This is a genomic window from Pseudomonas sp. GR 6-02 (assembly GCF_001655615.1).
Taxonomy (GTDB): domain Bacteria; phylum Pseudomonadota; class Gammaproteobacteria; order Pseudomonadales; family Pseudomonadaceae; genus Aquipseudomonas.
On sequence record NZ_CP011567.1, the window covers coordinates 728,656 to 749,387 of the forward strand.

Genomic DNA, 20,732 nt, shown 5'->3' on the forward strand with positions numbered 1-20,732 from the left:
GTGCGGCGTGAAACTTCTGCGCATGGAGAGTCCTCGCTCGATTCAGGGCGTTTGTTGGGTGACGGCATTGCCGCGAATGACTTCCACGCTCGGCTTGCGAGGTGCTGCGCCTCTGGGGGCGGGGGATTGTGGAGTGCCGGCCAGGGCCAGTTGACTGAACTGCACCAGCTCGCGGTTGGCGTTGGCCAGGCTCGCCGATGAGTCACCACGGCCGGCCCAGTATTGGCTCAGGCGTTGTTCTTCGGCGCTGCGCACAGCCAGACGCAAAACCCCGACCTGCGCCGCGAGCATCAGGCGGCTCAAGAGGGATTCAGGGACGGCGAGCAACACGGTGCGGGCGCTGGTGCGCAGTTGTTCCTGCTTGAGTTTCTCTTCATGGCTGAGTGCCGGGTTGGCAGGCTTGCCATCATTCGTCAGCCCCAACTGCTCGCCGACCCCGAGTACGCGCAACGCCGGGACCACGACCTGGGCCGACTGCTGGAGGTTGTTGGTGTCCATGCGCAGAAACAGCAGCACATCGACATAATCGCCGGGGCTCAATTGGCCGCCGACATTGATCACATCATCCGCCGCCACGGCGAGGGCGCGTTCATCGGCGCGGATCATCCGCGCCAGCGTACCGCCGGCTTCGAAACTCTGATCATTGAGCCAACTGCCGGCGGTGAGCGCGCGCCAGGGTGTACGGCCAATGGCTTGTTCGAGACGGGTCAGGCAGCCCACCGGGGCGGTACGCAGTTTTTCCAGGGTCACGTCGGCGGCGGTGATCTGCTCGAACGGTGCGATATCACGCAGCAGCACCACCACCGGTTGGCGGGTCGGGTCGTCCACCGAGGCCAGTATCGAGGGCGTTGATGTGCCGATTTGTGCGACAGGCTCGGGGGCCGGTTGGCGACTCAGCGCCAGCCCCCAGTAACCGGCAATGATGGCGCCTGCCAGAAACAGCCCGGCCAGGCCCAGGGTGACGCGGCTGTTCATGAAGGCTCTCCCCCTTTCCTGCGGCGTAACGCCCCCAAGCCTTCTAACGAGATGACTTCGTAATCAGGCAGTTATGAACGTGGGACTGTTTCGCTATTTGACGGTAGCGCAGGTAAAGCAAAATGCCATCACTGAGCGGTAAATATCTGACAAAAGTAACGGGCTGATGCCCAAAGTACTGTTTTGTGACGTTAATCAACCGGTTACTGCTTAAGTATTAATGCGTTCTTACAGTTGTTGGGCATGGGTTTGCCGACAATGCTGATGCTGGCATATGGGAATCATGTTGCGGCAGTGCAACAACCGCTGTCATTCAGGAGACGCGTCATGTCCTTCTCTAAAACGGTTCAGAAGATCAAATCCCACATCGCTTTTTACAAAGACCTTGCCAAAGACACCGAAGGTGCTTCGGGCATCGAGTACGCAATCATTGCAGGCATGGTGGCCGTGGTGCTGGCAACGTTTGTGGCACCTATCTCCACGGCGGTCACCACAATGTTCAACACGATTTCAGCTGCGCTTTGATTTGAAGACTGGCACAGGCAGTCATTTGCCAATCCTGCAAAGGGCTTCTAACGTCATGGCTTAGTCCATTGCAGGTGTTGCCCCATGAACGCTCCAACCCTCCCTCGGCAACAGCTTCTTCTGGTCGATGATGAGGAGGATGCGTTACTGGAACTGGCGGAGTTGCTGGAGGGCGAGGGTTTTACGTGTTTTACGGCAACGTCGGTCAAGCTCGCCCTGCATCATTTGACTCGTCATCCTGATATTGCGCTGGTGATTACTGATTTGCGGATGCCGGAGGAAAGCGGCATATCGTTGATCAAGCGTCTGCGTGAGCACACGGCTCGTCAGCATTTGCCGGTGATTGTGACGTCGGGGCATGCGGATATGGAGGATGTGAGTGACATGTTGCGGTTGCAGGTGCTGGATCTGTTTCGCAAGCCGATCTATCACGTGCGTTTGTTGGATACGTTGAATAATTTGTTTCCGCAGCCTCGGGGTTTGCTGAGTTCCTGAGCGTACTGTGGCGAGGGGGAAAGCCCCCCTCACCACAATCCATCAGGCAACCGGCCGCCACTGCCCCGCCATATGCTCGATCTCCCCGGCCCCCATCAACTGGAAGTCCCCACTGGACCCCGCCGCGCTGGACATCAGCGTCACCTCGCTGGGTAAACGCACCGGTTTTCTGAACTGCACCGCAATCTCGACGTTGGCCGTCGGCAAATGATCACTCAGGGCTGCCAGGGTGCGCGCCTTGTTCCACAGACCATGGGCGATGGCGCTGGGAAAGCCGAAGAGTCTGGCGCTGATCGCGCTCAGGTGAATCGGGTTGTAGTCTCCAGACACTTTGGCGTACCGGCGACCAATGTCCGCCGGTGCTTTCCAGTGGGCCACTTCGGTCAGCGACAAGGTCGTTGCAAACGCTTGCTCGACAGGCTCGCCTGCCAGTTTGACCCCGCGACAGAGCATCTGGCTTTCGGCTTCCCACAGCAGCCCCAATTGGTCGTCGAGCGTCGTCACTAACTCGAAGGTCGCGCCCTTGGCATGGGGTTGCAGGTTCTGCACCTTCACGCTGACCCGCACGCGGCTCACGCCACCCATGGGGCGCAAGATGCGGATGCGATTGCTCAAGTGAATCAGCCCCAGCAGCGGGAAGGGAAACGCCTTGGCGGTGAGTAGTTGCATCTGCAAGGCAAACGCCAGGATGTGCGGATACGTCGGTGGCAGCAGCCCGTTGTCGGCGAAACCACACACTTTGCGATAAGCCTCCAGGCGTTTCGGATCGACGTTGACCCAACAGTGATAACCCAGCTCAGGCAGTGTGGTGCCGGTGATTTTGCGTCGCGTCGCCGCTCTCAAATACAGCGTCTGCAGGCCCGGTTCGCTATTGAGTGTGTGCCAGTCGGTGGTCATGGTCAGGCTCCCAACACGCTTTGCCCGCACACGCGCAGTGCTTGCCCGGTAAACGCTCCGGTGCCCGGTTGTGCCATCCAGGCCACGGCTTCGGCGACGTCTTGCGGCAGGCCGCCCTGGCCCAACGAACTCAAGCGCCGCCCGGCTTCGCGTACGCCGAAGGGCAGGTGCGCGGTCATCTGGGTTTCGATAAACCCTGGCGCCACCGCGTTGATGCTGATGCCGCGCCCTGCCAGCAGTGGCGCCCAGGCCTGGGCCAGGCCAATCAGCCCGGCCTTGCTCGCGGCGTAATTGGTTTGCCCGCGATTGCCGGCGATGCCGCTGATGGACGCCAACAGGATCACTCGGCCGTCGTCGCGCAGCGTGCCGCTGTCGAGCAGCGCCTTGGTCAGCACTTGTGGTGCGTTGAGGTTGACTGCCAGCACCGCGTCCCAGAACTCCGGCGTCATGTTGGCCAGGGTTTTGTCCCGGGTGATGCCCGCGTTGTGCACCACGATATCGACGCCGTCCGGCAAGTGTTCGATCAGTTGCGTGGCGGCGTTTTCGGCGCAGATGTCCAGGGTGATGCTGCGCCCGCCGAGGCGCGCGGCCAAGGCGTCGAGGTCGGTTTTGGCCGGCGCCACGTCGAGCAGGATCACCTCGGCGCCGTCCCGGGCCAGGGTTTCGGCGATCGAGGCGCCGATGCCCCGGGCTGCCCCGGTTATCAGTGCCTTGCGCCCTGACAAGGGGCGTGTCCAGTCCATCACCTGCGTCGCACACGCCTTCAAACGTATGACTTGTCCGGAAATGAACGCACTTTTGGGCGAGAGGAAAAACCGCAACGGGCCTTCGAGTTGATCTTCGGCCCCTTCGCCGACATAGATCAGCTGCAAGGTGCCGCCGTTGCGCAGTTCCTTGGCCAGCGAACGGCTGAACCCTTCCAGCGCCCGTTGGGTGCTGGCGGCGAACGGGTCGCTCAAGGTCTCTGGCGCGCGACCAAGAATCACCAGGTGCGCATGGTGATCGAGGTTTTTCATCAGTGGCTGGAAGAACTCGCGCAGCTGTTTCAGCTGATCGACCTGCACCAGGTCACTGGCGTCGAACACCACGGCTTTGAGTTTCTGGCCGTGGCCGGGAATCCACGCGGTGGCCAGGGTCGGATCGGTGCCGTAGCTGTAAATCGTGTCGGTCAAGCGGTTGGCGAGGGTGCTGATTTTTTCCGTCAGCGGGCCACCGCCAATCAACAGCGCCCCCTCGACAGGCCGCAATCGGCCTGCTTGCCAGCGTTCCAGCCGTACCGGCGACGGTAGACCCAGGGCAGCGACCACACGATGGCCGATGGACGAATTGGCGAAGTCGATATAGCGGTCAGACATGAATCACGCTCCAGAAGCCGGGGTTAAAAGTGTGGACCAGGAATGGCAATTAGTCGTTCGATCCACGAGATAAGGCCTACGCTTGAACATTGCAGGTTGATTTGAGCTTGGGTTTAGCAGGTCTTTCAGGAATTGCAGCCCGCTCCCACAGGGATGTGTGTTCACCATTGACTATCAGAAGGAGCTTTTTTCATGACTCAGCTGCGTCGCGTCGCGATTATCGGTGGTAACCGTATTCCTTTTGCCCGTTCCAACGGGCCGTACGCCACTGCCAGTAACCAGGCGATGTTCACCGCAGCGCTGGAAGGCCTGATCGAGCGCTATAACCTGCACGGTGTGCGCATGGGCGAAGTGGCCGCCGGGGCCTTGCTCAAGTATTTGCGCGACTACGGCCTGACCCGTGAATGCGTATTGGGCTCGCGGTTGTCGCCGACGACGCCGGCCTACGACATCCAGCAGGCCTGCGGTACGGGGCTGGAGGCGACGTTGTTGGTGGCGAACAAAATCGCCCTGGGGCAGATTGAATGTGGCATTGCCGGTGGTGTCGACACGGCCTCGGACGTGCCGATCGGCGTCAACGAAGACTTGCGCAAGATTCTCTTGCAAGCCAACCGTGCCAAAAGCACCGCTGACAAACTGAAAACCTTTCTGCAATTGCGTCCCCGACACCTGATCCCGGACTTTCCAAGTATCGGCGAGCCGCGCACCGGCCGGTCGATGGGCGAACACTGTGAATTGATGGCCCAGACCTGGGGCATCCCGCGTGACGAGCAGGATCGGCTGACCCTCGAAAGCCATCAGAAACTGGCGGCGTCCTACGCCGAAGGCTGGCACAACGATCTGATGACGCCGTTCCTCGGCCTGACCCGGGACAACAACCTGCGCCCGGAGCTGACCCTGGAAAAACTCGCCTCACTGAAACCGGCCTTCGAGAAAAGTGCCAAGGGCACCCTGACCGCGGGCAACTCCACGCCACTCACCGATGGTGCGTCGGTGGTGCTGTTGGGCAGCGAGGAATGGGCGAAGGAGCGCGGTTTGCCGGTGCTTGCCTATTGGCGCGATGGCGAGGCGGCGGCGGTGGATTTCGTCAACGGTGCCGAAGGGCTGCTGATGGCGCCGGTGTATGCGGTGCCGCGATTGCTGGCGCGCAACGGCCTGACCTTGCAGGACTTCGATTACTACGAAATCCACGAAGCGTTTGCCGCGCAGGTGCTGTGTACGTTGAAGGCCTGGGAAGATCCGGAGTACTGCAAAACCCGTCTCGGCCTCGACGCGGCGCTGGGTTCCATCGACCGCAGTCGCCTCAACGTCAAAGGCAGTTCACTGGCCGTCGGGCATCCGTTTGCCGCTACCGGTGCACGCATTGTCGCCAACCTGGCGAAGCTGCTGGACGCGGCGGGCAAGGGCCGAGGGTTGATTTCGATCTGCGCCGCCGGCGGTCAGGGCGTGACGGCGATTATCGAGCGCTGATTATTGAGGGCTGAGCACTGCCGCGTTTTGCTGCGCGGCCAGTTGCCGGTTGCGGTTGGCGTAACCCTCGGCCATCACCGAGCACACGATCAGCTGCAACGGGTGGTAGATCATGATTGGCAGCAGGATCAACCCAAGGCCGGGGTTGGCACCAAAGATCAACGCCGCCATCGGTGCTCCGGCCGCCAGGGATTTTTTGCTGGCACAGAACACCGCGGCGATCTCGTCGGCGGGGCTGAACTTCAGCGCGTGGGCGGTGCGGGTGGTCATCCACAGGATGATCGCCAGCAGAATCGCGCTGCCAATCAACGCCGTGAGAATCACGCTGTTGCCCTGTTGCTGCCACATCCCCGAGACCATCGAGTTGCAGAACGCCGAGTACACCAGCAGCAGGATCACCAGCTTGTCGGCGATGTTGGTGTAGCGCTTGTGCCGAGCGAAAAACCTGCCCAGCCATGGCCGCAGCAATTGCCCGAGTACCAGCGGCAACAACAGCATCGCGCACAGGTCGAGCAGGGTTGAACCCAGGTCGATGCCGCCAGCGCCGCTGCCGACCACGAAACTCACCAGCAACGGTGTCAGGAAAATCCCCAAGACGCTGGACAGGCTCGCGTTGAGAATCGCCGCCGGTACGTTGCCGCCCGCGCTGCCGGTCAGGGCCACGGATGAGGAAATGGTCGAGGGCAGGGCGCAGAGGTAGAGGAAACCGAGCATCAGCAACGATGGGATGTGTGAGCCCAGCAGTGTGTCGCTCAGCAGCCAGATCAACGGAAACACCGCAAAGGTGAAGACTTGAACCATCACGTGCAGCTTCCAGTTTTTCAGCCCGTGGCGGATCTGCTCGCTGGAGAGGTTGACCCCGTGCAGGAAGAACACCAGGAACACGCCGATGTTGATTACATACTCAGCGTGCATCCCGCCGCCGGTAGCGCCGAAGGTCGGGAAGAAATACGCCAGCAGCGTGGCGATCAGCATGCCGCACAAGAACCAGTCGGTGACCACGCGTTTAAGGTGTTTGAAGGCATGCATAACCGGCACCGAATCCATTTGTAAGAATTGATGACTTAGCCTAACGTCGGCCCTGTCAGCCGTCTTGCGACATAAGGCCAATCAATGCCGACTAACGGACAACTTACCCTCGAGCGGACCATCCCGGCGCTGACGGTGTTGCCGCGTCCGTTGTATGCGCGGGCGGAAAGCCTGAACGCCGGTTCGTGGACGCCGCCTCATCGTCATGATTGGGTGCAGTTTTCCTACGCCATCAGCGGTGTTCTCGGCGTGCACACCGCCGAGGGCAGTTTCTTTGCGCCGCCGCAGTGGGGCATCTGGATTCCGGCGGATCTCGAGCATCAGGTCGTGACCTCGATGCGTGCTGAAATGCGCAGCCTGTATGTGCGCCGCGAGGACTGCCAATGGGCGGACGGGCGTTGCCGGGTGCTGGAAGTCACGCCCTTGGCCCGGGAGCTGATCAAGCGCTTTTGCCAGTTGCCGGTGGAGTATCCACAGGGCGACAGTCAGGAGGCGCGATTGGTGGGCGTGCTGCTCGATCAGTTGGCGAGTCTGCCGGAGGTGGGGTTTTCCTTGCCGCTGCCCCGGCATGAGCGACTGCTGGGTTTGTGCAACGAACTGATCGAAAGTCCCGAGTGCTCGGTGACCTTGCAGGAATGGGCCGAGCGTTTGGGCATGTCGGAGAAAACCCTGATGCGGCTGTTTCAGCGCGAGACCGGGTTGAGCTTCCGCAGTTGGCGGCAGCGCATGCGGCTGCTGTCGTCGTTGAGTTTGCTGGAGGAGGGGGACAGCGTGACCAATGCCGCGCTGTCTTGCGGGTATGACTCGACGTCGGCGTTTATTGCGGCGTTCAAGGGGTTGTTCGGGTTTACCCCCGGGGAGTTGTTCAAACAGTAATTGTGGCGAGGGAGCTTGCTCCCGCTGGAGCGCGAAGCGGTCCCGATTCAGCCAACGCGGTGCATTAGATATTCCGCGTTTGCCGGTTTACGACTGCTTCGCAGCCGAGCGGGACGGTGCGGCGATCCGACAAGCTCCCTCGCCACAGGTATCGGTTTCGACCAGTTGGATCAGTGACTTCAGGTTCTGAAGCGGCGAACCAACCCGTCCAGCTCATTCGACAAGCCTGCCAGGCTCTGAGAATCCAGCCGCGCCGAGTTTGCCAATTCCGCCACCAACTGCGCATCGCCATGAATCTGGCTGATATGCCGATTGATGTCCTCGGCCACCTGATGCTGTTCCTCAGCCGCCGTAGCGATTTGAGTATTCATGTCGCGAATCACATCCACCGACTCACGGATCTGCCCAAAGCTGCTGCGCGCTTCACCGATGCGGGTCACCGATTGCTGAGACACCTCCAGGCTCGCATGCATCTGCTGTGTTACCTGACTGGTGCGCTTGGCCAGGTTGCCCAGCAGGCCGTCGATTTCCGCCGTGGAATCGGCAGTTCGTTTGGCCAGGGCGCGAACTTCATCCGCCACCACCGCAAAGCCACGACCCTGTTCACCGGCCCGGGCTGCTTCGATGGCCGCGTTCAGGGCCAACAAGTTGGTCTGTTCGGCGATGGAACGGATGGTCCCGAGGATCGACTGAATGTCGTTGCTGTCGCGCTCAAGCTGTTGCATCGATTGCGCCGACTGTTCGATTTCCTGGCTCAAGCGATCGACACTGCTCACCGCGGCATCGATCTGCTGCTGGCCTTCACGGGCCTGGCGCTGACCGCTGTCGGCCGACTCGGCGGCCTGGCTGCAAGAGCGCGCGACTTCGTTGGCGGTGGCGACCATTTCGTGGAACGCCGTGGACACCATGTCCACCGCTTCACGCTGACGCCCGGCGGCTTGGGCCATGTCGCTGGACACCTGGGTCGAGCTCTGGGAGGTGGCGAGGATCTTGGTCGCGGCGCCGCCGATGCTTTGAATCAGGTTGCGGATCGCCGCCAGAAACTGGTTGAACCAGTTGGCCAGTTGCGCGGTTTCATCGCTGCCACGGATGTGCAGGTTCTTGGTCAGGTCGCCTTCGCCCTGGGCGATGCCTTCCAGACCGCTGGCCACGCTGCGGATCGGCCGTACGATCAAGCTGGCGAAACTGGCGCCGACGATGGCGAAGAACACCGCCAGTACTGCTGCGATGATCGCGATCAGCCAGGTCAGTTGAGTGGCCGAGCTCATCACGTCGGTCTGCTTGATCAGGCCGATAAAGGTCCAGCCCAGTTGCTCCGACGGCCAGACGTTGGCCATGTAGCGCTCGCCATTGAGCTCAACCTCTACCAGCCCTTTGCCGGCCTTGCCGAGTTGCGCGTAACCGTCGCCGAGGCTGCTCAGGGCTTTGAAGTTGTGTTCCGGCTGCTTGGGATCGACCAGTATGGTGCCGGTGTTTTCCACCAGCATCAGGTAGCCGGTTTCGCCGAGTTTGATCTGTTTGACGATTTCAGTGAGCTGCTTGAGCGTCACGTCGATGCTGACCACGCCGCCATTGCTGCCCAGTTTGTTATCGATGGTGCGCACGGTGCTGACGTAGGTCGCGTCATCCTGAGCCCAGTAATAGGCCTCGGTGCGAAGCGGTTTGCCCGGCTTGGCCTGGGCCGCCTTGTACCACGGGCGCTGGCGCGGGTCGTAATTGCTCAGCTTCGCATCGTCCGGCCAGGACACGTAACCGCCCGCCGCCGTCCCGAGAATCGCGTAGGCGTAGGCCGGGTGGCTGTTGCCAAGGTCCTGGAGGAGGGCGAAGACCTTCTTGTCCATTTCGCCTTGGGGAATGCTCTCGGCGTTGGCGCTCATGTAGGTTTTGAGGCTGTCGTCGGAGTTCTTGATCAGCGGTTGGGTCGCCAGGTAGTCAACGTTCTGGCTGATGCCATCAAAGAACAGCTGCATGGCATTGCTGACCTGACGAATCTCGCGGCCACTGCCGTCGACAAAATTGTCCTTGGCGTCACTGCGCAAGTTCAGCACGACGAGGGTGGCGACCAGCACCACGGGCAAGCAGGCGATGATTGCAAACGCCCAGGTCAACTTCTGTTTGATGTTCATCCGCGCTCCAGTTTTTCTTGTAGGCCCACGCAGTACTGATGACTCGCGGATTATTGGCAGCCGAAAACGTTTGATACGCCCCGATCCTTGAGCGCGCCTTCTTGATTGTTGTTGAGGCGATTGTCAGACAATTCCTTTTCTCTCTAATGACTTCGGCTGAAGCGCGGGGAAATTGAGGTCTTTTGAGAAAAATCCTGCGAACGCCAGGGATCGAGGTTAGATTCTGTCGCAAATACCTTGGCACTCCGTCGTCAACAAGTGGTTCTCGCTCAGCTATGATCCGGGGCGGTCGATGAGTTTTGCCTGATTAATCCGGCACATTGTGTGCTTCTTGATGTTCATGGGAACGTTCATAGGTCGGCAACCCCTCCCCCGAATGAGAGGATTGCCGTATAACGAATGACTTTCGCGTGTTTGGTAATAAAGGACCCACAATAAAAGCTGATGAAGACTCCAAAACGCATTGAACCCCTGATCGAGGACGGTCTGGTCGACGAGGTGCTGCGCCCACTCATGAGTGGTAAAGAAGCAGCTGTTTATGTGGTGCGCTGCGGCAACGAGCTGCGTTGTGCCAAGGTCTACAAGGAGGCGAACAAACGCAGTTTTCGTCAGGCGGCCGAGTATCAGGAAGGTCGCAAGGTGCGCAACAGCCGGCAGGCTCGCGCAATGGCCAAGGGCTCCAAGTTTGGCCGCAAGGAAACCGAAGACGCCTGGCAGAACGCCGAAGTGGCGGCGCTGTTCCGCCTGGCCAGTGCCGGGGTGCGGGTGCCCAAGCCGTATGACTTCCTCGAAGGCGTGCTGCTGATGGAGCTGGTGGCCGACGAGTACGGCGATGCCGCGCCGCGTCTGAACGATGTGGTGCTGGAGCCGGATCAGGCACGCGAATATCACGCCTATCTGATTTCGCAAATCGTGCTGATGTTGTGTACCGGTCTGGTGCACGGTGACCTGTCCGAGTTCAACGTGCTGCTGACGCCGACCGGCCCGGTCATCATCGACCTCCCGCAAGCAGTGGATGCGGCGGGTAACAACCACGCGTTCAGCATGCTTGAGCGGGATGTGGGCAACATGGCGTCGTACTTCGGTCGCTTCGCACCGGAGTTGAAACGCACCAAGTACGCCAAGGAAATGTGGGCATTGTACGAAGCCGGTACCTTGCACCCGGCCAGCGTGTTGACCGGCGAGTTCGACGAGCCGGAAGAACTGGCGGACGTCGGCGGGATCATGCGCGAGATCGAGGCGGCCCGTCTCGATGAAGAGCGTCGCCAAGCGATTCGGGCGGCGGACGATGCGCCACCGAGCAAAGCCGAAGAACCGCCTCCGCCGTGGATGCAGTGATCGGTTGACCCAAAACCCGGCTTTGGCCGGGTTTTTTACACCAGCAATACCCCGCACACTCAAGGACTGAATGTGAACTCCATCCGCAATGCTCAGTTGATCATCGCCGCCCGGCTGATTTCGGACTTCGGCGCTTTCCTCAACATGGTCGCCCTGGCTACCTACGTCTACCTGCTCAGCAATAGCGCCATGAGCGTCGGCATCTTCCTCGCCAGCCGTGTCGCCGGGGGTATCCTGGCCAGCCTGATCGGTACCCGGTTCTATCGCCGCTGGGCCGGGCGCCTGCCGCTGATTGCCTTCGATCTGCTGCGTGCCGGTTTGCTGGGTCTGCTGCTGGTGCTGCCGGTCAGCCAACAAGCGTTGCTATTGCCGCTGATCGCGTTCGGCCTGGGGTTTGGTAATTCGATGTTCGCCATCGGCCTCAACAGCCAATTGCCGCACCTGATCGAAGAGGCGCAATTACTCAAGACCAACGCCTGGATAACCTCAGCGTCGTCTGCGGCGATGGTCAGCGGGAGTCTGGTGGCCGGGTTGTTGGTGGCGGGGTTTGGCTTTGAAACAGTATTTGCATTGAACGTGGTCACGTACCTGCTGGCAGCGCTGCTGATTGTGCCATTGCGGTTTTGCGGACCGGTCCCCAGTTGTGATGAACCTCTTCACAAACAGGGCGAATGGCAGGCCCTGCGCCAGGGGTTGCGCACGGCGCCGGTACTGGCGGCGATGCTGGCCGTTGCCATGGCCGACACCCTGGGCAGCGCCGCGCACAACGTCGGTCTTCCAATCATTTCAAAACTGCTCACACCCGAGTCGGCCAGCACCACCCTGGGCCTGATGCTGGCGGTGTGGGCCTGCGGCAAGTTCATCGGTGCGCGAATCGCCAGTCGCCTGAAAGGCACGGACAACGCGCACCTTGAGCGGCGATTTTTCTTTGGCGTGTTGCTGATGTCCTGCGGTTTCATCCTGACGTTTCAGCAGCAGACCCTGTACGGTTTGCTGCTGTTTTCGTTGCCCGCCGGGATAGGCGACGGGTTCTCGGAGGTTGGCCTGATGTCGCGCCTGCAACGTGAACCGGACAGCCTGCGCCTGCCGATTTTCAGTTTTCTGACGCTGCTGCAAATGACCGGGTTCGGCGTCGGCATGTTGATCGCCGCGCCGTTCTATTCCTGGTGGACACCCGGCGCGGTGGTGTTGTTGTTCCACGGCATTCCCCTCACCCTGTTGCTGGTGGTGAAGGGGTTGGCGCTCAAGAATGAGCGGGTTCGACGCAGCAACCCGAGGCCAGCTCCTTGAGAATCGGGCAGTCCGGGCGGTGGTCGCCGTGGCAGTGTTCTACGAGGTCTTGCAGGGTGTCGCGCAACTGACCAAGTTCGCGAATTTTCTGGTTCAGCTCATCGATGTGCTGACGGGCCAAGGCCTTCACATCGGCACTGGCGCGCTGGCGATCCTGCCAGAGGGTCAGTAGTTTGCCGACTTCTTCCAGTGAAAAACCCAAGTCCCGAGAGCGCTTGATGAACGCCAGGGTGTGCAGGTCGTCGTCGCCATAGACCCGGTAGCCACTGTCGGTGCGATGGGCCGCCTTGAGCAGGCCGATGGATTCGTAATAGCGAATCATCTTCGCGCTCAGACCGCTCTGGCGGGCCGCTTGGCCAATGTTCATCGGTTGTCCTCCAGGTCTTTGGGCTTCCAGGTTTTCAACAGTAACGCATTGCTGACCACGCTGACGCTCGACAGCGCCATGGCCGCGCCGGCCAGCACCGGGTTGAGGAAGCCGAATGCCGCCAGTGGCAGGCCGATCAGGTTATAGACGAAGGCCCAGAACAGGTTCTGGCGAATTTTCGCGTAGGTCTTGCGGCTGATCTCCAGCGCCGCCGGCACCAGCCGTGGGTCACCGCGCATCAGAGTGATACCGGCAGCGTGCATGGCGACATCGGTGCCGCCGCCCATGGCAATGCCGATGTCAGCAGCAGCCAGGGCCGGGGCGTCGTTGATGCCGTCGCCGACCATCGCCACCACGCCGGTTTTTTTCAGCGCGGCGACGGTGGCGGCTTTGTCCGCCGGCAGTACTTCGGCGTGAACATCCTTGATGCCCAGCGCTTGGGCGACGACTTTGGCGCTGCCGCGGTTATCGCCGGTCAGCAGGTGGCTGCTGATATTGCGGGCGCTTAGGCGTTGCACCGCTTGCAGGGCGCCGGGCTTGAGCGTGTCACCGAAGGCGAACAGGCCCAGCACCCGAGGTTCGGGGCTTTGCTCGATCAACCAGGACAGCGTCCGGCCTTCGGTTTCCCAAGCGCTTGCGGAGTCAGCCAGTGGTCCGGCATTCAAGCCACTTTCTTCCAGCAAACGCCGATTGCCCAGGGCCAATCGCCGACCATCGAGGCTGCCGGCAATGCCGCGCCCGGTCAGCGATTGACTGTCGCTGACATCGGCCACGGTCAAGCCGCGTTCGGCGCAGGCATCCAGCACCGCCTTGGCCAGCGGGTGCTCACTGCCCCGTTGCAGGGCGCCGGCCATTTGCAGCAAGGCGGCTTCGTCACCCTCGATGGCACTCAAATGTGCGATGCGCGGCGTGCCCGAGGTCAGTGTGCCGGTCTTGTCGAACACCACGGCGCTGACTTCGTGGGCGCGCTCCAGGGCTTCGGCGTCCTTGATCAGAATTCCGTGGTGCGCCGCCACACCGGTGCCTGCCATGATTGCGGTCGGTGTGGCCAACCCAAGCGCACAAGGACAGGCGATCACCAACACCGCGACGGCGTTGATCAATGCAGTTTCCAGCGGCGCGCCATACAGCCACCAACCAACCAGGGTCGCCAGTGCAATCAGCAGCACCACGGGCACGAACACCTGGCTGACTTTATCCACCAGTTTCTGGATCGGCGCTTTCGCCGCCTGCGCGTCTTCGACCAGGCGGATGATCCGCGCCAGCACGGTTTCTGCGCCGAGCGCCATGGTCCGCACCAGCAGCCGACCTTCACCGTTGATCGCACCGCCGGTGACCTTGTCGCCCGGAGCTTTGGGCACCGGCAGGCTTTCGCCGCTGATCAATGCTTCATCGGCGTGGCTCTGGCCTTCCACCACTTCGCCATCCACCGGGAAGCGCTCGCCGGGTTTGACCAGAACCAGATCGTTGAGGCGCAAAGCGCTGATCGCAACCTCCTGCTCGCGGCCGTCGATCACTTGAATGGCTCGCTCCGGACGCAAGGCTTCGAGGGCGCGGATGGCGCTGGCGGTCTGGCGCTTGGCGCGGCTTTCCAGGTATTTACCCAGCAACACCAAGGCAATCACCACCGCCGAGGCTTCGAAATACAGGTGTGGCATGCGACCGGCAGCGGTGGCCCACTCGTAAACGCTCAAGCCGTAGCCGGCGCTGGTGCCCAGAGCCACCAGCAAATCCATGTTGCCGGCACCGGCGCGCACGGCTTTCCACGCAGCGACATAGAAGCGGGCGCCGAAGACGAATTGCACCGGCGTTGCCAGCGCGAACTGCACCCACGCCGGGAGCATCCAGTGCACACCGAAAGGTTGCAGCAGCATCGGCAGCACCAGCGGCAAGGCGAGGGCGATGGCCGCCAGCAAGGCCCAGCGTTCGCGCTGCAGGCGTTGTTGCTGATTATCGGTTTGCGGGTGTTCGACTTCCCAGACGCGGGCGGAATAACCGGCCTTGGTCACGGCGCCGATCAAGGTCTGCGGATCGACCTGGCCGAGCAGCTCAAGGTGCGCCCGTTCGTTGGCCAGGTTGACGCTGACACTTTTCACCCCCGGCACCTTGGTCAGCGCCCGTTCGACGCGGCCGACGCAAGACGCACAGGTCATGCCGTCGATACTCAATTCAAGGGTCTGCTGCGGCACGCTGTAACCAGCCCGCTGCACGGCGTCCATCAAGGCCGGCAGGCTGTCACTGGGCGCTTGCACCCGGGCCTGTTCGGTGGCCAGGTTGACGCTGACGGCCGTGGCGCCGATGACTTTGCTCAAGGCACGCTCGACACGCCCGGCGCAACTGGCGCAGGTCATGCCGGCAATCGGCAGATCGAAAGTGGTGGATTCGGACATCGGTCACGCTCCCTGTAGAAATTGCCTACAGGATCAACCTTGCCATGCTGGCAAGGTCAAGTGCCATGTCTCAGATCAAAAGATCGCAGCCGACTCAGTATTCCAAAGCTGCAGGCTTGAGGTACATCCCTTCCTGCGTCATCGCAATCCGGAACTTCAACACATCCCCAGCCTTGAGCTTGATGTCCTGCGACCCCGGCGCGAGCATGCCCGGGTTGCAGCCCGGCGCCTGACCCGGCAGCAGTTTGAGGCGCAGGGACACATTGCCCGGCGGCAGGTTGAACGAGGTGCTCTGTTCCTGGAACAGCCGCCCGGCCAACTGATCCTGGATGTACACGCCGATCTCGCAGGAAGTCGACACTTCCAGACGCTCGCGGGAAATGATCAGCACGCCGTAGTCCTCCCCGGCGGCTTGAACCGAAGGTGTCGCGGCAAAGAGGCTGAGGAAGCCAAACAGGCTGAGAGCTGACCAGCGCATGGCTGAATCTCCTGATGTCGAGTCATAGATGGACGCAGCTTGGCCGAGCGCGACGCCGATTGCCAGCCCGGCAGCTTGATTCAGAACTTGACCTTGCCATGGTGGCAAGCTCGAGACTGCGCGCAACCCTCATGTAAGGGCTTCATTAAAGGAGACGTCCCATGCAAGTGTTCAACGTTGAAGGCATGTCCTGCGGTCACTGCGTCAAGGCTATCACTGAGGCGCTGCAAGCCAAGGATCCGGCAGCCAGCGTACGCATCGATCTGGCGGCAAAAGAAGTCGGCGTAGAAAGTGTGCTGACAGCCGATCAGGTAATCGCCGCCATCACTGAAGAGGGTTACGGGGTAAAACAGGCCTGAGCTATTTTTAATAGTTAGCGACCTATCGGAATGTTCAAGGCGTCCACGCCCGGCTAGACTGTCAGCCTGCCGATCCATGGCTAACCTGTCTGCCTAACCTGGACGCCTGATGAACCTGCGCACAATCCTGATTCTCGGCGCCTTGAGCGCTTTCGGCCCGCTGGCGATCGATTTCTACCTGCCGGCCTTCCCGGCGATGGCGCTCGCTTTCGGTACCGACGAAAAACACGTTCAACTGACCCTGGCGGCCTATTTCCTGGGGCTGTCCATCGGCCAACTGGCGTACGGCCCGGTGGCGGATCGCTTTGGGCGACGGCTTCCCTTGCTGACCGGTGTCGGTTTATTCACTGTGGCCTCATTGGCCTGTGCTTACGCGCCGAGTCTTGAGTGGCTGATCGGTGCCCGCTTTGTCCAGGCGCTGGGTGGTTGCGCGGGCATGGTGATCGCCCGGGCAGTGGTCAGCGATAAATGCGATGCGGTGGGGTCGGCGAAGGTCTTTTCGCAGTTGATGCTGGTGATGGGCCTGGCGCCGATTCTTGCGCCGATGCTGGGCGGGTTGTTGGTCAACACGACGGGTTGGCAGTCGATCTTTCTCGTGCTGACCGGTTTCAGTGCGCTGGCCGGGTTGGCGGTGGCTCTCGGGCTACCGGAAAGTCTACCGGCCCATGTGCCGCGCCAACCGTTGTCGGGCGCGCTACGCCAGTACGGTCGGTTGCTGGCGGACCCGATATTCCTCGGTCATGCCCTGACCGGTGGTGTCGCCATCGCCGGGATGTTTGCCTACATCGCGGGCTCGCCGTTCGTCTTCATCAAACTCTATGGTGTGCCGGCCGAGCATTTCGGCTGGCTGTTCGGGATCAACGCGGCGGGGTTCATCCTGGTGGCCCAGGTCAATGCCCGGTTGCTGGCGAGACGCGGTCCGGCCTTCTTGCTGGCGCGCACTGTCTGGCTTTACCTGGCGGGCGGCCTGGCTCTGTTGGCGGTCAGCTCGCTGCACCCTGCGCACTTGTGGCCGTTGCTGATTCCACTTTTTGTCTGCATCGCCAGCCTGGGTTGTATCGTGCCCAATGCCTCGGCCTGCGCGATGAGCGGCCAGGGCGCACGGGCGGGCAGTGCCTCGGCGATGCTCGGTTGCCTGCAATTCAGCGTCGCCGCCGGGGCCGCGGCGCTGGTGGGTGTTTTGCACGATGGCAGTGCCATGCCGATGGCCATGGTCATCAGCCTGTGCGCAATTGTGGTGGTGAGCGTGGCGATGCTCACCCGGCGTTTGCAGAATGCCCGGGCGTTGGAACAAGCCCAGGCCTGAGGACGGACTCAGCCAGCAGTGCGCTGCTGACGGCCGGGAATCTGATGGGGCGCGAGCAAGCGCGCTTCAAGGGTTTTAGTGAAGGCCAGGGCTTCGGCTTCACTACGGAACGTCACAGCGTGTTGATCCAGGCGAACCTGCCAGCGGGATGTTGCCAATTCTTTTATCAGGATCTTCATTGCTGAGTTCCTCTTGTGAAAGACGTCTCGCAAAAGACATCACGTAAAAGATTGTTCGCAGAGTTTTCGATTGTAGACCTGAATACGATCGCAATTGTGACAACGATCAACTCTCTGACTGACGGCAAAAGATCGCTGGCGCAGCGATCTTTTGATCTTCGGGTCAGAACCCTTCAAGCACAATCTTGCCCTTGGACTTGCCGCTTTCCAGCCGTTCATGGGCGCGACGCAGGTTGGCGGCGTTGATGGTTCCGAAGTGCTCACCGACCGTGGTTTTCAGTGTGCCGGCATCGATCAGCCCGGCGACGCGGTTGAGCAGTTTGTGTTGCTCGATCATGTCGGCGGTTTCGAACAGCGAGCGGGTGTACATGAACTCCCAGTGCAGAGACAGGCTCTTGCGTTTGAGCTTGGTTACGTCCAGCGCCTTCGGATCATCGATCAGCGCCAGTTTGCCTTGCGGCGCCAATGCCTCCACCAATTGATCCAGGTGTTGGTCAGTCTGGGTCAGGCTGGCAACGTGGGTCACATGCTCGAACCCTGCACGTTTGAGTGCTTCACTCAGCGGCTGACTGTGATCGATCACCTGATCGGCGCCCATGTCACGCACCCAACTCTGGGTTTGGGCACGGGACGCGGTGCCGATGACTTTCAACCCGGTGAGCTGGCTGGCCAATTGCGTGAGGATTGAACCAACGCCCCCGGCGGCACCGACGATCAGCAGGCTCTGACCCTCATCGGTTTTGCCTTCGCGTATTTGCAGGCGTTCGAACAACAGTTCCCACGCGGTGATGGCGGTCAGCGGCAGGGCGGCGGCTTCGGCGAAACCAAGGGTCTTGGGCATATGGCCGACGATGCGCTCATCCACCACATGAAGCTCGCTGTTGCCGCCGGCACGGACGATGGAGCCGGCGTAGAACACCTTGTCGCCGGCCTTGAACAAGGTCACTTCGCTGCCAACAGCCTTGACCACTCCCGCCACGTCCCAGCCCAGCACTTTGGCCGCGCCACCTTCAGGCTGTACGTTCTGGCGAATCTTGGTGTCCACCGGGTTGACCGAAATGGCTTTGACCTCCACCAACAGGTCGCGCGGGCCGGCGACCGGTTCTGGCAGTTCGATATCTTGCAGGGATTTTTCGTCGCTGATCGGCAGGGAGGCGAAGTAGGCAATGGCTTTCATAGTGGGATCCTGGGAGAGAGATGATTTCGATGGCACAGATGATTGGTTATTTCTCTGCAAGATAAAACCCGCTAAAAGAGCAGTCTCTTTCAACATTTTTTTGATAATTGGGGCTGAAGATGTTGCGTTTCGATGACTTGCAGTTGTTCGTTCGGGCGGCGGACCTGGGCAGTCTGTCGGCGGCGGCACGGGGGATGGATATGTCGGCGGCGGTGGCCAGCGCGGCGTTGAAGCGCATCGAACAACAACTTGGCGCACGCTTGCTCACCCGCTCTACCCGTAGCCTGCGCCTGACGGCCGAAGGCGAGGGCTTTCTGGAGTACGCCCGGGCCGCCTTGAGCAATCTCGATGAGGGCCGCCGTTTGCTGGCCAGTGGGCAGGATCAGGTCAGTGGGATTTTGCAGCTGTCGGCGCCTTCGGATTTCGGGCGCAACCTGCTGCTGCCATGGCTCGACGAGTTTCAGCGCGAGCATCCGAAACTCACCGTACGGTTGCTGCTGGGCGACCGCATCGCCGACCTGTTCCGCCAACCGGTGGACATCGCCTTGCGTTACGGCGAGCCGGAAGACTCGAGCCTGGTGGCCTTACCCATCGCACCGCAGAACCGCCGCGTGCTGTGTGCTGCGCCGAGTTATCTGGCCCGACATGGCGAACCACGGCAGCTGGAGCAATTGGCGCAGCACAATTGCCTGCTGTTTATGCTCGGTAGCCGGGTCCACGATCACTGGAGTTTTCACGACGGAAAACGTGAGGTGAGCCTGACCGTCAGCGGCGATCGCTTCAGTGACGATGCCGATGTGGTGCGGCTGTGGGCCGTGGCGGGAGCGGGGATTGCGTATAAGTCCTGGCTCGATGTCGCCACCGATGTGCTCGCCGGTCGCTTGAAAGTGCTGATGCCTGAATTGCTCTGTGAGCGCGCACCGCTGAATTTACTGTGCGCCCATCGCGCACAATTGAGTAAGCCGGTGAACCTTTTGCGGGAAATGCTTGCCAGCCGATGCGCTCGGATAAGCATTCAATTTCCGACGATATCGGGTGTCGATCATTAGTCGCAGGCAAATAGCGAAATTTCTGTCAGGAACTATCACCACCAATGGATTCCCGAGGGCAGGAACCGGCGGTTAACCCGCTTATACTAGCGCCCGCCTCATGTACGCGCCGTCGATCTCGCAATGGCGAGTCCACGTTCGAGTCGGTCAGACCCTACGGTCATCACCGGACCTTCGCTGCACCCGCGAAGCAATGGCCTGGGTGAGCGGGTGGCTTTGCCCGGCTTATGGCGGTTTTCGCGTCTTGGCCGAGGACACATTACTGGTCAAGATGTCTCTGAGCAGTAGACGAAACGATTCAACAGGGAGTGAATACATGGAACATGCACCTTGCATCAGCCAGATTGCCACGTTGCTGGCTGACCCAAAGCGCAGCGCAATGATGTGGGCCTTGATGGACGGCACGGCACGGCACACTGAGGAGCTGGCGTTGCTGGCGGGCCTGTCGCCGTCTTCGGCCAGTGCGCATCTGGGGCGCTTGTCCACCGGCGGTCTGTTGAAAGTCGAAACCCGTGGGCGCAAACGGTTTTTCCGGCTTGCCGCGCCCGAAGTCGGCGCCGCGATAGAAGCCCTGGCCAGTGCTACCCTGGCCAGCGCGCCTCGGGATATTCCAGAGGTGTTCAAACGCACGAGCCCTATCGCCAAACCTCAGGCGGCGCCTTCGTCACTGCTACGGGCCAGGCTTTGTGACGACCATCTGGGAGGCACCCTGGCCGCGGATCTTTACCAGCGACTGCTGGATGCCGGCTGGATCGAGCAGCTCGATCAGCGGGTCATGATCACTCACAAGGGTTCCACGCAATTGGCAGCACGCGGTGTGTTCATCCAGGCGCTGGCCCACCGCAACGGCAGAGTCGCCTGCGCGTGCCCGGACTGGAGCGAAAGACGCCCGCACATGGGTGGTTCCTTGGGGGCGGCCTTGTTGCAACTGTTCATGCAGTCCGGCTGGTTGAGCCTGCCCAGCGATTCGCGAGCCTTGCAAATCACGGCCACGGGGCAACGTGAAATCCATCATTTCGCCAAGGAAACCGAGCTGGAAATGGCGCTTTAG

General features: G+C 61.1%; 20 protein-coding genes and 1 pseudogene. 10 read left to right on the plus strand and 11 right to left on the minus strand.

What is annotated here, in order from left to right:
- Nucleotides 1-42: 42 nt before the first annotated feature.
- Nucleotides 43-975 carry a Flp pilus assembly protein CpaB gene (gene cpaB, locus PGR6_RS03125; RefSeq protein WP_018928397.1) on the minus strand — a complete coding sequence of 311 codons (933 nt, stop codon included), beginning with the start codon at nt 973-975 and terminating at the stop codon, nt 43-45.
- A gap of 327 nt (nt 976-1,302) precedes the next feature.
- Here cpaB and PGR6_RS03130 point away from each other — a divergent pair, with 327 nt between their 5' ends.
- Entirely contained in the window at nt 1,303-1,500 is a 198-nt protein-coding gene (locus tag PGR6_RS03130; RefSeq protein WP_064616077.1) for a Flp family type IVb pilin, read from the plus strand.
- A gap of 84 nt (nt 1,501-1,584) precedes the next feature.
- Nucleotides 1,585-1,995: a response regulator gene (locus tag PGR6_RS03135; RefSeq protein WP_064616078.1), complete on the plus strand. Its 411-nt coding sequence runs from the start codon at nt 1,585-1,587 to the stop codon at nt 1,993-1,995.
- Nucleotides 1,996-2,037: 42 nt separating this feature from the next.
- On the opposite strand, the gene PGR6_RS03140 is transcribed toward PGR6_RS03135, so the two are convergent.
- Both PGR6_RS03140 and PGR6_RS03145 read right to left on the minus strand, forming a co-directional pair.
- Nucleotides 2,038-2,892, minus strand: a complete 855-nt coding sequence (locus PGR6_RS03140) for a MaoC family dehydratase (protein ID WP_064616079.1) — start codon at nt 2,890-2,892, stop codon at nt 2,038-2,040.
- 2 nt (nt 2,893-2,894) lie between these two features.
- Nucleotides 2,895-4,247: a 3-oxoacyl-ACP reductase gene (locus PGR6_RS03145; protein ID WP_064616080.1), complete on the minus strand. Its 1,353-nt coding sequence runs from the start codon at nt 4,245-4,247 to the stop codon at nt 2,895-2,897.
- 192 nt (nt 4,248-4,439) lie between these two features.
- Here PGR6_RS03145 and PGR6_RS03150 point away from each other — a divergent pair, with 192 nt between their 5' ends.
- Nucleotides 4,440-5,717, plus strand: coding sequence for an acetyl-CoA C-acetyltransferase (locus tag PGR6_RS03150; RefSeq protein WP_064616081.1), 1,278 nt, complete (start codon nt 4,440-4,442; stop codon nt 5,715-5,717).
- On the opposite strand, the gene PGR6_RS03155 is transcribed toward PGR6_RS03150, so the two are convergent.
- Complete coding sequence (locus PGR6_RS03155; RefSeq protein WP_018928391.1) at nt 5,718-6,746, minus strand: bile acid:sodium symporter family protein; 1,029 nt, start codon at nt 6,744-6,746, stop codon at nt 5,718-5,720.
- An 84-nt stretch (nt 6,747-6,830) separates the two neighbouring features.
- Here PGR6_RS03155 and PGR6_RS03160 point away from each other — a divergent pair, with 84 nt between their 5' ends.
- Nucleotides 6,831-7,622, plus strand: a complete 792-nt coding sequence (locus PGR6_RS03160; protein ID WP_064616082.1) for an AraC family transcriptional regulator — start codon at nt 6,831-6,833, stop codon at nt 7,620-7,622.
- A 179-nt stretch (nt 7,623-7,801) separates the two neighbouring features.
- On the opposite strand, the gene PGR6_RS30645 is transcribed toward PGR6_RS03160, so the two are convergent.
- Both PGR6_RS30645 and PGR6_RS30650 read right to left on the minus strand, forming a co-directional pair.
- Nucleotides 7,802-8,569: a methyl-accepting chemotaxis protein gene (locus PGR6_RS30645; protein ID WP_442963844.1), complete on the minus strand. Its 768-nt coding sequence runs from the start codon at nt 8,567-8,569 to the stop codon at nt 7,802-7,804.
- A 90-nt stretch (nt 8,570-8,659) separates the two neighbouring features.
- Nucleotides 8,660-9,748, minus strand: a pseudogene (locus PGR6_RS30650) (cache domain-containing protein); the annotation flags it as partial.
- Between the two features lie 444 nt (nt 9,749-10,192).
- Between PGR6_RS30650 and PGR6_RS03170 the strand changes: the two are divergent.
- Nucleotides 10,193-11,086, plus strand: a complete 894-nt coding sequence (locus PGR6_RS03170) for a PA4780 family RIO1-like protein kinase (RefSeq protein WP_018928388.1) — start codon at nt 10,193-10,195, stop codon at nt 11,084-11,086.
- Nucleotides 11,087-11,158: 72 nt separating this feature from the next.
- Nucleotides 11,159-12,376, plus strand: coding sequence for an MFS transporter (locus tag PGR6_RS03175; protein WP_064616084.1), 1,218 nt, complete (start codon nt 11,159-11,161; stop codon nt 12,374-12,376).
- Here the strand turns inward: PGR6_RS03175 and cueR are convergent.
- The 3 genes from cueR to PGR6_RS03190 form a co-directional block, all read right to left on the minus strand.
- Nucleotides 12,330-12,743, minus strand: coding sequence for a Cu(I)-responsive transcriptional regulator (cueR, locus tag PGR6_RS03180; RefSeq protein ID WP_007940146.1), 414 nt, complete (start codon nt 12,741-12,743; stop codon nt 12,330-12,332). The two genes, PGR6_RS03175 and cueR, sit on opposite strands and share 47 nt — an antisense overlap.
- Nucleotides 12,740-15,133, minus strand: a complete 2,394-nt coding sequence (locus tag PGR6_RS03185; protein WP_064616085.1) for a heavy metal translocating P-type ATPase — start codon at nt 15,131-15,133, stop codon at nt 12,740-12,742. Before PGR6_RS03185 ends, cueR begins: the two co-directional genes overlap by 4 nt.
- 94 nt (nt 15,134-15,227) lie before the next feature.
- Nucleotides 15,228-15,611: a hypothetical protein gene (locus tag PGR6_RS03190; protein ID WP_018928385.1), complete on the minus strand. Its 384-nt coding sequence runs from the start codon at nt 15,609-15,611 to the stop codon at nt 15,228-15,230.
- Between the two features lie 161 nt (nt 15,612-15,772).
- On the opposite strand from PGR6_RS03190, the gene PGR6_RS03195 reads away from it, so the two are divergent.
- Nucleotides 15,773-15,970 (plus strand): heavy-metal-associated domain-containing protein, encoded by a 198-nt coding sequence (locus PGR6_RS03195; protein ID WP_018928384.1) that lies wholly within the window; start codon nt 15,773-15,775, stop codon nt 15,968-15,970.
- A gap of 109 nt (nt 15,971-16,079) precedes the next feature.
- On the plus strand, nt 16,080-17,276 hold the full coding sequence (locus PGR6_RS03200) for a multidrug effflux MFS transporter (protein WP_019582302.1): 1,197 nt from the start codon (nt 16,080-16,082) through the stop codon (nt 17,274-17,276).
- Nucleotides 17,277-17,284: 8 nt separating this feature from the next.
- Here PGR6_RS03200 and PGR6_RS30100 read toward each other — a convergent pair whose 3' ends face one another.
- Together PGR6_RS30100 and PGR6_RS03205 are read right to left on the minus strand one after the other, a co-directional pair.
- The gene (locus PGR6_RS30100; protein ID WP_018928382.1) at nt 17,285-17,455 is read right to left on the minus strand and encodes a hypothetical protein; all 171 of its coding nucleotides are present in this window, start codon (nt 17,453-17,455) and stop codon (nt 17,285-17,287) included.
- Between the two features lie 163 nt (nt 17,456-17,618).
- Nucleotides 17,619-18,632 (minus strand): zinc-binding alcohol dehydrogenase family protein, encoded by a 1,014-nt coding sequence (locus tag PGR6_RS03205; RefSeq protein WP_018928381.1) that lies wholly within the window; start codon nt 18,630-18,632, stop codon nt 17,619-17,621.
- A gap of 119 nt (nt 18,633-18,751) precedes the next feature.
- Between PGR6_RS03205 and PGR6_RS03210 the strand changes: the two genes are divergently transcribed.
- Both PGR6_RS03210 and PGR6_RS03215 read left to right on the plus strand, forming a co-directional pair.
- The gene (locus PGR6_RS03210; RefSeq protein WP_064621190.1) at nt 18,752-19,681 is read left to right on the plus strand and encodes a LysR family transcriptional regulator; all 930 of its coding nucleotides are present in this window, start codon (nt 18,752-18,754) and stop codon (nt 19,679-19,681) included.
- A 316-nt stretch (nt 19,682-19,997) separates the two neighbouring features.
- Entirely contained in the window at nt 19,998-20,732 is a 735-nt protein-coding gene (locus tag PGR6_RS03215) for an ArsR/SmtB family transcription factor (RefSeq protein ID WP_064616086.1), read from the plus strand.